General features: G+C 36.8%; 8 protein-coding genes. 4 read left to right on the top strand and 4 right to left on the bottom strand.

Features of this window, described 5'->3' with window-relative positions:
* Positions 1-166: 166 nt before the first annotated feature.
* The 3 genes from BAQ44_RS10730 to BAQ44_RS10720 are packed head-to-tail and all read right to left on the bottom strand — an operon-like array spanning position 167 to position 4,568.
* Positions 167-2,395, bottom strand: coding sequence for a transglutaminase TgpA family protein (locus BAQ44_RS10730; RefSeq protein WP_071721654.1), 2,229 nt, complete (start codon positions 2,393-2,395; stop codon positions 167-169).
* Entirely contained in the window at positions 2,392-3,606 is a 1,215-nt protein-coding gene (locus tag BAQ44_RS10725) for a DUF58 domain-containing protein (RefSeq protein ID WP_071721653.1), read from the bottom strand. Before BAQ44_RS10725 ends, BAQ44_RS10730 begins: the two co-directional genes overlap by 4 nt.
* The gene (locus BAQ44_RS10720) at positions 3,606-4,568 is read right to left on the bottom strand and encodes an AAA family ATPase (protein WP_000553993.1); all 963 of its coding nucleotides are present in this window, start codon (positions 4,566-4,568) and stop codon (positions 3,606-3,608) included. Before BAQ44_RS10720 ends, BAQ44_RS10725 begins: the two co-directional genes overlap by 1 nt.
* 504 nt (positions 4,569-5,072) lie before the next feature.
* Between BAQ44_RS10720 and BAQ44_RS10715 the strand changes: the two genes are divergently transcribed.
* From BAQ44_RS10715 to narI, 4 genes are read left to right on the top strand one after another with little or no spacing between them, the layout of a single operon-like run.
* Positions 5,073-8,756, top strand: a complete 3,684-nt coding sequence (locus BAQ44_RS10715) for a nitrate reductase subunit alpha (RefSeq protein WP_071721652.1) — start codon at positions 5,073-5,075, stop codon at positions 8,754-8,756.
* On the top strand, positions 8,746-10,221 hold the full coding sequence (gene narH, locus BAQ44_RS10710) for a nitrate reductase subunit beta (RefSeq protein ID WP_071721651.1): 1,476 nt from the start codon (positions 8,746-8,748) through the stop codon (positions 10,219-10,221). The genes BAQ44_RS10715 and narH overlap by 11 nt, the downstream gene beginning before the upstream one ends.
* A gap of 19 nt (positions 10,222-10,240) precedes the next feature.
* Complete coding sequence (narJ, locus tag BAQ44_RS10705) at positions 10,241-10,771, top strand: nitrate reductase molybdenum cofactor assembly chaperone (RefSeq protein ID WP_071721650.1); 531 nt, start codon at positions 10,241-10,243, stop codon at positions 10,769-10,771.
* Between the two features lie 17 nt (positions 10,772-10,788).
* Positions 10,789-11,478 (top strand): respiratory nitrate reductase subunit gamma, encoded by a 690-nt coding sequence (narI, locus tag BAQ44_RS10700; protein ID WP_071721649.1) that lies wholly within the window; start codon positions 10,789-10,791, stop codon positions 11,476-11,478.
* 93 nt (positions 11,479-11,571) lie between these two features.
* On the opposite strand, the gene BAQ44_RS10695 is transcribed toward narI, so the two are convergent.
* Entirely contained in the window at positions 11,572-12,264 is a 693-nt protein-coding gene (locus tag BAQ44_RS10695) for a Crp/Fnr family transcriptional regulator (RefSeq protein ID WP_071721648.1), read from the bottom strand.
* Positions 12,265-12,465: the final 201 nt, after the last annotated feature.

Genomic DNA, 12,465 nt, shown 5'->3' with positions numbered 1-12,465 from the left:
TTAGGTGGGGGATCAACTGCCCGTAAAAGCCCGATTGGTTCAACTAATAATCAGTGGGGGATGAACAAAACCCCCACTGATTAAAGTTTCACTATATTAAAAAAAGCCTCAAAGAACAATGTTGTTCTTTGAGGCTTTTTCTTTTATTTAACTCACATTATCAAGATTAAATCGCTGAATGGAAGTCATTTGATTTAGGCGGAGAAGCTGCTTTTTTCATAAGCACTTCCCATAAGTGTACGGATTTTTTCCATTCTACTGTAGCCTGTCCCTTTTGATACATAGCGTTCTCATAACTGAAAGTAAGTTGTTGCATATCATTCGAGTTGTAAAGTGTATCGATGTGGAGAGCATATTCTCGGAATGTTTGACTTTCACCTCGTCGTATACCGATTCGCGCAAATTGTTTTAAAAGTGCGCCATAAGCTTTGCTATAAACAGCATCATCTTTTCGGTATTTATAGAAAAGAATGATAAAAAATGTAATCCATTTCATTCTAGTAGCGAAGAGAGTATATCCTATAATACTAATTAGTATCGAAGAGAGGAATACGTACCACCAAGAAAATACATTTTTAGCATTTGTAATCTTTTTAGTAGGAGCTTCTTCTGTATCTTCTATTAAACTTTTGAGCTTTGCTTCATTGTTTCTTTGGTGCATTTGCGCGTTTTGAGAATTAGTTTCTTCGCTATTTTGTATTGTGGGAGCAGGAGTATTATTTGTAAAATTATAGGGATTAGTAAATCCTTTTGTTGGTTCGAATGGAATCCATCCGTATCCAGGGAAGTATACTTCGACCCAAGAGTGTGCGTTATCGTTCGCGATTTTATAAACATCCTCACCTTCTGCAGAGGCAAGCGTATTATCAAGAGTTCCTTCCGTATACCCTTTTACCCAGCGAGCAGGAATCCCGGCAGAACGAAGTAACACGATCATAGATGTTGAGAAATTATTACAGTATCCGCTTTTTGTATCAAAAAGAAATTGATCTACATAATCTTGGTTTTTGGCAGGGAACAACACATTCGTTGTTTCATATACGAAAGAATGGTCGGTAAAGTAGTTTTCAATAGCTAATACTTTCTCATATCGGTTGTCTTTATCATTTGTTAGATTAGCAGCTAAGTCTTTTACTCGCTGCGGTAATGATTCGGGAAGTTGTGTGTACTTTGTCATGAAGTAAGGATTTGTTTCTTGGCCTTCATTCGTTTTTACAGCTTTCAATTTTTCTATGGAAAACTCGGGGACCTCATACGTTACTTTATATGAATGTAAAGTAGTGGAGGAGTCTCCGTCCATCGTATAGATTTTTTCAGAAAATGGATTAACGCTGTATGATGCATCTGAAGAAGCCTCAACTGATATTAACCCTGCTGGATAGGTAAGGTGAGGATAACTTTTTTGCATGTTAATTGTTGACTTTGTTGTCTCCGTTTTTGTATTTTGTTCGTACCAGCTCAAGACGTCGTTTTTATTTTTAAAAGAAATCTTTTTTTGATTTTCAGAAACCTCCCATCCTTTTCCAGTATAAAAATCTTTCGTTTCAACTCTCCAATATTGTTTGTTTTGCGTTTGTACTGTGAAAACAATTGTAGGATCAGCCTTAAAAGGACCACCTAATCTCGAGTCATCTAAACCATACCCAATTTTAGAAACTTCTTGCTGTTTACTTGCTTCGGATGTGTTGAATTTTAAAAAATCCATTGGGTTGGGCCATTGAGGACCAAATTTTGGTGCGAAGTATGCGATGGTTGCTGACAATACAATAAACACTGTAAGAGGTCTAAGTAATTTTGAGATTTCTTTAGCATAATTTTGTAAGTGTTCCATCTCTTTTATTCGTTCTATGCGAAGAAGGCTAAGCATAAAAAAGCCGATGACAACAGTACGAATAATAGCGAAGTTTGCATTGTATAAATGTAAGTTATGAAAAACGGTGATATAAATAATAGTCAATATAAGAAATAACAAACCGCGCTTTCTATGAATCATCCAAAAAGAAATGAAAGCACTCAAAAACCAAAATGATAAAAAAAATAAAAGTGTTGGAAAAACTGGAGAGATATCTAGTAAATTCCCCTTAAATAACAGGGAGGAATTTAGAGAAATATCAGTAAAAAATTTCGTTAGCCAAGATGGATTTATAAAAGCATTTTTATAATATAGGAAATGAATAATGAATAAAATTGTGATGATCTTTATTGGAATCTGCCACTTTGTTTGAAAAAAAGAGAGAGTGAAGCAAATCCCTATAAATATTACAAAAATATCTAATCTACCTACGTTTGTAATACCTATGAGGGGTCTTAGCCATTCTAGTAAAAGTAGAAATGCGCATGCATGCATGAAAAATCTGTTCATATCCCATTGTTTTTTTGTTTGTAATGTTATCATTTGCTCACCTCAAAAAATACGTTTGTATAGTGGTTTTCATAAACCGCTTTTACAAATATTTTTCGTTTTTGTAGAGTTTCTAGAATACTGAGTTCTCGATGTGAGAGTTGATTTGCTTTTTCTTTTACGACAAACACCATTAATTTTCTATTTTTAATAGCAGCAAAGTCAGCCGCCTTTTGAATATCGGGAGAAAGATCGCTTGTTACGAGTATAATCGTGACGGGCTCATAAATTTTTCTTAATTCCATTTCTACACTCCGGGAGAGCGGGAATGCACTGTCCGCTTGTACTTTCGCTAAATGACAAAAGATTTGATGCAACTGACTATCTCCATTGTCTAAAGGGAAAAAAGTTCGTTCTTTTCCGACAGATACGAATGACGCTGGTGAATTTTGCTTCAAGACAGACCTGACAATAGAGGCGGTAAATGTGACGACTGATTCGAATAGAGGGGATGGGGTTCTGTCCATGAATATCATAATATTATGGCTGCGCTGTTGTTCAAACTCTTTCGTCATAATGTTGTTTGTTCGGGCAGTTGCTTTCCAATCAATCCATGAAAAGCGGTCACCAGGTTTATAGTCTCTCACACCGACAGAAATGGTAGAGTCTTTTACTAAATTTATATTTGCTGAAAGTGCTCCTTGTTCGAAATGATTTTCCATTTGTCGATATGTTATATCTACATACTGGGGATAGACTAAAAATGTATCTGGAACTGAAAAAGTTATTTCTTTCTCCATCATACCGAATAAATCACCAGTTTTGACACGTACGCTTGAAAAAGAGTGCTCTCCTCTAGGGATTGTATCAATTGCATATTGAAACGAAATATTTCGTTTCAATCCTGGAAAGAGTATTACTTTATTCATCTTTATTTGTTTACAATTTGTAAATTGTGATGGCAGTACATCTTCTATAATTAAATAAAGTAAGGGAAAAGGAAAACTTCTTTTTATTGTAATCGTACTTAAAAATGGTTCTCCTGCTACATATTCGTCTTGATTTGTTATTCGTTTTACCTCGGCGTTCCGTAAAGCATAGAAGGGAAGCAGTAGTGAATAAAGTCCAATAGGAATCATACTGTAAAACAAAAACCAACTTACAAATCCTCCTTGAAGCATAGCGTATACAAATGTTAAGACTAGGCATAACGGAATGAGTGATAACTTAGTAAAATGATAGAGTGTTCGTAGTATCCGTTTCATCAAAGGTTCATCTTCCTTTGAGTAGGTACGGTAGTTCGCGCAACGATTTTTGTGATAACTTGTTCTCCTGTAATTCCTTCAAATTTTGCCTCCATTTTTAGAATGAGTCTGTGAGCTAATACGTAAGGAGCTAAAAATTTAACATCGTCTGGAATAACATAATTTCTGCCATGGATGAATGCATATGCTTGTGAAGCTTTCATTAAAGCAATCGAGCCACGTGGACTTGCACCAAGCTGTATAGAACTATAAGAACGAGTCTGACTAACAAGCTTTACAATGTAATGTTTGATTGCTTTGTCCATACTTATTTCCCGTACGCTCTGTTGTAAATAAAGTAATTCTTCTATTGTTGTAATAGCTTGTAAATGGGAGAGGGGATTTGTTTTTTCCATCCTGTTTAAAATTTCAAATTCTTCTTCTTGTGTAGGATATCCCATTTTTAGTTTCAATAAGAAACGATCGAGCTGTGCTTCTGGTAAAGGGTATGTTCCCTCATATTCGACCGGATTCTGTGTAGCCATTACAAAGAACGGTTTTGGCAACGGTCTTGTCCTGCCATCTATTGTAATATTGCCTTCTTCCATACTTTCAAGTAAGGCAGATTGTGTTTTGGGAGATGTACGATTAATTTCATCAGCAAGTATAAAATTCCCCATGATTGGTCCAGGTTTGAACTCAAATTGGAGCTCTTTCGGATTATAAATAGAAACACCTGTTACATCTGACGGCAGTAAATCAGGTGTGAATTGAATGCGCTTGTAATCAGCATCAATAGATTTAGAAAGAGCGCGAACTAACATTGTTTTCCCAACGCCAGGAACATCTTCTAATAGTACATGACCTTCCGCTAACAGAGCTGTCAAAGCTAAGATCGTTTCTTTTCGCTTTCCGACCATTAACTTTTCAATATTATTAATTATTTTTTCTATAATGGGATGTAATGAATCAAGCTGGTGCATCGTAATCCTCCTAATGTTATTATCGTTTTTTAATCTATTTAGTGGAAAATAGAATGTATCAATCTAATTACGGGTATAAAGATTTTATCTTTAATTCTAAGAATATTCAGATTATTTATTCTGATTACATCTAGTATAATTGTTTCCGTAACTAAGGGCAATATGGTAAATAATGATTTGTAGTTTAATGTGAAATATGTCTTGATATAAAATAATATCGTGAAGAGAAAATTCAAAACTCTGTTTCATATATTTATAAAGAAAAACGTAGGAATATCTCCTGCGTTTTTTCTTTTGCAAAATAGTCGATCCCTCAAAATACTATTCTCCTAATAATTAAGATTAACCATAAATCTTCACAACGGAACAAAAGATTTTCTCACAAAATTATTTTTTACTGAAATTTTGACAATCTCTTGAACTGTGCGAAATGTCACATCTGTATTTTACAACCTCTCTTATAGTAAGGGTATGTAAGAGAGACGTATTAAAGGAGTGAACAGTATGAAGAAGAAATCTTCAGCACTAATGAGACGTTTAAAATATTTTTCACCAATAGATCGTTATAACGATAATCATACACAAGAAACATATGAAGATCGCGAATGGGAGAATGTGTACAGAAAGCGTTGGCAGCATGATAAAGTAATTCGTTCTACACACGGCGTGAACTGTACTGGTTCATGTAGCTGGAATATATATGTGAAAGATGGAATTGTAACTTGGGAAGGGCAGGAACTTAACTATCCGACTACAGGTCCTGATATGCCTGATTTTGAACCGCGAGGATGCCCACGTGGAGCAAGTTTCTCTTGGTACATTTACAGTCCACTTCGTGTGAAATATCCGTATGTACGTGGTGTTCTTTGGAATATGTGGCAAGAGGAACTGCAAAATAACGAGTCACCATTAGATGCTTGGAAGAGCATTGTGGAAAACCCTGAAAAGGCACGTACGTATAAGCAGGCGCGTGGTAAAGGGGGATTCATTCGTGCGAATTGGGATGAAGTGTTACAACTCGTTTCAGCTTCTTTACTATACACAGTTATGAAATACGGTCCAGACCGAAATGTTGGTTTCTCACCAATTCCAGCTATGTCGATGTTAAGTCATGCAGCTGGTAGTCGCTTTATGCAACTTATGGGTGGACCGATGCTTAGCTTCTATGATTGGTACGCAGATTTACCACCAGCTTCTCCGCAAATTTGGGGTGATCAAACAGATGTACCAGAAAGTAGCGATTGGTATAACTCTGGTTACATTATGACGTGGGGTTCAAATGTACCGATGACGAGAACACCAGATGCACACTTTTTAGCAGAGGTTCGATATAAAGGAACGAAAGTCGTTTCTGTCAGTCCTGACTTCGCTGAATCTACAAAGTTTGCGGATGATTGGATTAGTGTGAAACAAGGTACAGATGGTGCACTTGCGATGGCAATGGGGCACGTAATCTTACAAGAATTTTACGTAGATAATCAAGTGGAATACTTCACAAACTATGCAAAGCAATATACTGATTTTCCTTTCTTCGTCACATTGAAACAAAAAGGAGACCAATTCGTTGCTGATCGATTCTTAAATGCTTCTGATATTGGACGCGAAACGAAGTTAGGAGAATGGAAACCTGTACTTTGGAACGAGAACACGAATGATTTTGCAACACCTCACGGTACAATGGGGTCACGTTGGGATAACGAAAAGAAATGGAACTTACGTTTAGAAGATGAAGAAACCGGTGAAAAGATTAATCCGCGTCTTTCTTTACTTGGAATGGAAGATAGTGTTCAAACTGTACAAATTCCGTACTTCTCTGATGATGGAAATACAATATTAGAACGTACAATTCCAGTGAAAAAGGTTATGACAGAAGAAGGTGAAGTGTTCGTTACAACTGTATACGACTTAACGTTAGCGAATTACGGCGTGAACCGAGGACTCGGCGGACAAGAACCGAAAGATTTCAATGATGACGTACCGTTTACACCTGCATGGCAAGAAAAAATGACAGGAGTGAAACGAGAACTTATTATTCAAATCGCTCGTGAGTTCGCACAAAATGCTGTTGATACGAATGGTCGCTCAATGATTATTATGGGAGCTGGTATTAACCATTGGTTTAACTCTGATACGATTTATCGCGCCGTTTTAAATCTTGTACTTCTCGTCGGAGCGCAAGGTGTAAACGGCGGTGGTTGGGCGCATTATGTTGGTCAAGAAAAATTGCGACCAGCGGAAGGATGGCAAACAATCGCGATGGCAAAAGATTGGCAAGGGCCACCGAAATTACAAAACGGTACATCTTTCTTCTATTTCGTAACTGATCAATGGCGCTATGAAGATACACCAGTTGGACATTTAGCATCACCAGTTGAAGGCAATTCTCGTTATCAACATCACGGTGATTACAACGTATTAGCAGCAAGGCTTGGCTGGTTACCCTCGTATCCAACATTCGAGAAAAATGGAATTGAATTATATAAAGAAGCTGTTGCTGCTGGTGCAACAACGCAAGAAGAAATCGGAAAATACGTTGCGCAAAAATTAAAAAATAAAGAACTGAAATTCGCAATTGAAGATCCTGATAATAAAAATAACTTCCCGCGCAACTTATTCGTATGGCGTGCAAACTTAATTTCAAGTTCTGGTAAAGGTCACGAGTATTTCTTAAAGCATTTGTTAGGTACAACGAATGGATTAATGAATGACGATAGTGATTCGTTACGACCAGAAGAAATAAAGTGGCATGAAGAAGCGCCAGAAGGGAAGCTTGATTTACTCATTAACTTAGATTTCCGTATGGCTGGAACAGCGCTTTATTCTGATATCGTCTTACCAACTTCAACTTGGTATGAAAAGCATGATTTAAGTAGTACAGATATGCATCCATTTGTACATCCATTTAATCCAGCAATCGGTTCACCGTGGGAAGCACGCTCTGACTGGGACATTTTCACTTCTCTTTCTAAAGCTGTGTCTGATTTAGCGAAGAAAATCGATCTTGAACCAATGAAAGAAGTTGTTGCAACACCACTTCTTCACGATACACCGCAAGAATTAGCGCAACCACTTGGCAAAATTAAAGACTGGAGTAAAGGTGAGTGTGAACCAATTCCGGGTAAAACGATGCCGCAAATTCATGTTGTCGAAAGGGATTATAAAACGATTTATGACAAAATGACTGCGCTAGGACCAAATACCGGAAAACAACCGATTGGTACGAAAGGGATTTCTTGGTCTGCAGAAAAAGAATATGAGCAATTAAAGAGCCGATTAGGAGTCGTTCGAACGGATTCTATTGCGAAAGGTTGCCCAGACATAAAAGAAGCAATTAATGCTGCCGAAGCGGTATTAACACTTTCTTCTACAACAAACGGTCATATGGCTGTAAAAGCATGGGAAGCACTTGAAAAACAAACGGATTTAAAACTGCGTGATTTAGCAGAAGAACGTGAAGAAGAATGCTTCACATTTGAACAAATTACAGCGCAGCCAAAAACGGTAATTACTTCTCCGGCCTTTACAGGTTCAGAAAAAGGTGGACGCCGTTACTCACCATTTACAACAAATGTGGAACGCCTTATTCCTTGGAGAACAATCACTGGACGACAATCTTTCTATTTAGATCATGACATGATGAAAGAATTTGGTGAAACGATGGCTACATTTAAACCAATTCTGCAACATAAACCGTTCCGTAAATCACGACCTGAAGTAGAAGGAAAAGAGATTACATTAAATTATTTAACGCCGCATAATAAGTGGTCAATTCATAGTATGTATTTCGATTCATTACCGATGTTAACGCTGTTTAGAGGTGGTCCAACCGTTTGGATGAATAAAGAGGATGCTGAAGAAGCTGGCGTTGCGGATAATGATTGGATCGAGTGCTTTAACCGTAACGGTGTTGTTGTAGCACGTGCTGTTGTAACGCATCGTATACCGAGAGGAATGGCGTTTATGCACCATGCGCAAGATCGTCATATAAACGTACCTGGTACGAAATTAACAAGTAACCGCGGGGGAACGCATAATAGTCCAACTCGTATTCACGTAAAACCGACACATATGATTGGTGGATATGGCCAATTAAGCTATGGATTTAACTATTATGGTCCGACTGGTAATCAGCGTGACCTAAACGTAGTAATTCGTAAACTGAAGGAGGTAGATTGGCTTGAAGATTAAAGCACAAGTCGGAATGGTAATGAACCTAGATAAATGCATCGGCTGCCATACTTGTAGTGTAACATGCAAAAACACCTGGACAAATCGTCCAGGTGCTGAATATATGTACTTCAATAACGTAGAAACGAAACCTGGTATTGGTTATCCGAAACAATGGGAAGATCAGGAGAAATATAAAGGCGGCTGGGAATTGAAAAATGGTGAAATTCAGCTGAAATCCGGTTCGAAAATGAAGCGCCTTATGAATATTTTCCATAATCCAGATCAACCAACCATTGATGATTACTTTGAACCTTGGAACTATGATTATGAAACGTTAACAAATAGTCCGCAGCGTAAGCATCAGCCAGTTGCTCGTCCGAAATCAGCAATTACGGGTGAATTTATCGACAAAATTGAATGGGGTCCAAACTGGGAAGATGATTTAGCTGGTGGACATATAACAGGATTACAAGATCCGAACGTAAAGAAAATGGAAGAAGAAATTAAAACAGATTTTGAAAATGTCTTTATGATGTATTTACCGCGCATATGCGAACATTGTATGAATCCATCTTGTGTATCCTCTTGTCCATCTGGTGCGATGTATAAACGTGAAGAAGATGGGATTGTTCTTGTCGATCAAAATGCATGTCGTGCATGGAGATTCTGCGTATCTTCTTGTCCATATAAAAAAGTGTACTTTAACTGGCAAACGAATAAAGCTGAAAAATGTACAATGTGTTTCCCTCGTATTGAAGCGGGTATGCCTACAATTTGTTCGGAAACATGTGTAGGGCGTATTCGATACATTGGGGTAATGCTATATGACGCTGACAAAGTAAAAGAAGCGGCTTCTGTTGAAAATGAAACAGATTTATATGAATCTCAGCTTACGGTTTTCTTAGATCCAAATGATCCAGAAGTAGCAGCTGAAGCGAAAAAGCAAGGGATTCCTGAAGAATGGATTAAAGCGGCACAACAGTCACCAATCTATAAAATGATTATTGATTGGAAAATCGCTCTACCTCTTCACCCGGAGTATCGTACTATGCCGATGGTTTGGTATATCCCGCCGCTTAGCCCGATTATGAACATGGTGGAGGGAAAAGGTAGTAACTGGAAAGCAGAAGAAATTTTCCCTGCTATTGATAATATGCGTATTCCAATTCAATATTTAGCGAATTTACTCACTGCAGGAGATGAATCACATATTCGTCTTACATTGAAAAAAATGGCTGTTATGCGAACACATATGAGAGCACTTCAAATTAATAAAGAACCAAATGAAGCTGTATTAAAAGAAATCGGTTTAACGAAACAGGATGTAGAAGATATGTATCGACTTCTTGCGATTGCAAAATATAAAGATCGCTTCGTAATCCCAACGTCTCACCGCGAACAAGTTGCAGATTTATATAACGAACAAGGAAGCTGTGGTTTATCCTTCGCAGGTGGCCCAGGATCTTGTATGACAATTTCTTAAATAATGGGGGCGGAAAAATATGAAACAAAGTTTACAAACTGCTTTTTCGTGTTCTTCATTCCTTCTCTCCTACCCGGAAATCGGGTGGAGAGAAGCTTTAGTTGAATTACAAGAAGAGGTTGAAGCAATTGAGCAGGACGAAGTTAGAGCTCCACTTACAACATTTATAGAACAAGTACTAAATAAAACGAACGATCAACTTATTGATAGTTACGTATATACATTTGATTTTGGTAAAAAGACTAATATGTATTTAACGTATATGAACACTGGTGAACAAAGAGAAAGAGGTATTGAATTACTAGAGTTAAAGCAGCATTATAAAAAATCTGGTTTTGAAGTAACAGATAAAGAACTACCTGATTATTTACCTCTTTTACTAGAGTTTTTTGCAAATGCAAATGAGCAAGACAGTGAACCAATTATGAGTAAATACAAGGAAAACATACAAGCATTACACGTTCAGTTAAAAGAAGCAGATAGTATGTATGAACCAATTCTTGCGGCTGTTCTACTCGCTATCGATACATGGGGTGTACAGACAAATTAGAAAGGAGAGTTGTCAAAATGATGGATCAATTTCTATGGGTATTGTTTCCCTATATCATTTTTACAATCTTTATCGGTGGACATATTTTCAGATACAACTATGATCAATTTGGATGGACATCAAAATCTAGTGAACTATTAGAAAAGAAAATGCTCCGAATCGGAAGTCTACTATTCCATTTTGGGATTATGTTCGTAATTGGCGGTCATGTCATGGGGATTTTAATTCCAGAAGCTGTATACCGTTCAATAGGTATTTCTGAGCATATGTATCACATAATGGCAATTAGTTTTGGACTTCCGGCTGGTATTGCTTCTATTATCGGTTTAATTATATTAACGTACCGCCGCGTAACAGTAAAACGTATCATTGCAACGAGTACAAAGGGAGATTATATTGCGCTTATATTATTACTTATCGTAATGCTAGCAGGACTTTCTTCAACATTTTTAAACATTGACTCAAAAGGGTTTGATTATCGTACAACGATCGGTCCTTGGTTCCGAAGTCTCTTTATTTTTCAACCGAAAGTTGAGTATATGACGGAAGTGCCAGTATGGTTTAAAATTCATATAATTGCAGGTATGGGTCTATTCGCAGTATGGCCATTTACTAGACTAGTACATGTATTTAGTGCTCCAATTAAATACGTAAGCCGTAGTTATGTAATTTACAGAAGACGTATTCCAAATGAATTGAAAAAATAATTTTGTTCTATATGTTTAGTAACTTATAAAGAAAGCCGAGATCTAATTGGAGACCTCGGCTTTCTTTATAAGTATAAGTACTTAAATAAGATGCTAATCAATGCTACAAACAGAAGCAGAGCAATCTTCACAAGCAATTTCACGTTTTAAAAATTGTAAATCGTGGATTGTAATCTTTCCTTTATGAATAGAAAGTGTACCTTGCTTTTTTAATTCATTTAACATTCGATTTACACTTTCACGTGAAGTTGCACAGAAATTAGCAAGTTCTTGATTCGTTAAAGGTAAATCGATGAGAATACCATTTTCTTTTAACACACCATAACTATTTGTCATTCGAATGAGAGTAGAATACAGGGCACCTTTTTTGCCATGTAATACTAAATCTCGAAACTTCGTCTGCATTCTTCTTAAATGTTCACTAATCCATTTCATAAATTCAAATACAAGTGCCGGCTTTTGGAGTAATTCTTTTTCTAATGCTTCACGCTTTATAACGCCTACTTCCACATCTTCAAGGCATTTTGAATTTAATAAATACTTCGCATTGTCCGTGAACAATGTTAATTCTCCAATAATGTCATATGCCGAACAAATGCGGAGTGTCAATTCCTGCCCATCAGCACTTAATTTACTAATTTGTACTTTTCCTGTGTGGATGATATAGAGTTCGGTTGCCTCCATACCTTCTTGAAAAATAAAACTTCCTTTTTTAATTTGCATTTTATATTCAACAGATGCAAGTAATTCCTTTAAATCTTGAGATAATGTCATACTGTTTGCCACAGCGATCACCTTTCTTCTCGTTAACAATATATTTCTTATTTTGAATGTAATTATGATGAAAATGCAAGAGATATTTTTGAAAAAAAGTGAAATTTCAATGACCGTAAGGAGTAGGGGCTGAAGATGTGAACAAAATTCGAACAGATTTGTGAAGAATTTTTGAATGGGGAAAGTGATGTGAGAAAAGTCACATTGAATGTG

Origin of the sequence: Bacillus mobilis, assembly GCF_001884045.1 — a bacterium.
Classification (GTDB): domain Bacteria; phylum Bacillota; class Bacilli; order Bacillales; family Bacillaceae_G; genus Bacillus_A; species Bacillus_A mobilis.
The sequence above is the reverse complement of the archived record's forward strand: the minus strand, read 5'-3'. Positions and strand labels throughout refer to the sequence as shown.

What these genes read in the sequence shown, in the direction of transcription:
- narI (WP_071721649.1), top strand. Translation starts at nt 10,789, where the DNA reads ATGATGGATCAATTTCTATGGGTATTGTTTCCCTATATCATTTTTACA.
- BAQ44_RS10725 (WP_071721653.1), bottom strand. Translation starts at nt 3,606, where the DNA reads ATGAAACGGATACTACGAACACTCTATCATTTTACTAAGTTATCACTC.
- BAQ44_RS10730 (WP_071721654.1), bottom strand. Translation starts at nt 2,395, where the DNA reads ATGATAACATTACAAACAAAAAAACAATGGGATATGAACAGATTTTTC.
- narJ (WP_071721650.1), top strand. Translation starts at nt 10,241, where the DNA reads ATGAAACAAAGTTTACAAACTGCTTTTTCGTGTTCTTCATTCCTTCTC.
- BAQ44_RS10715 (WP_071721652.1), top strand. Translation starts at nt 5,073, where the DNA reads ATGAAGAAGAAATCTTCAGCACTAATGAGACGTTTAAAATATTTTTCA.
- BAQ44_RS10720 (WP_000553993.1), bottom strand. Translation starts at nt 4,568, where the DNA reads ATGCACCAGCTTGATTCATTACATCCCATTATAGAAAAAATAATTAAT.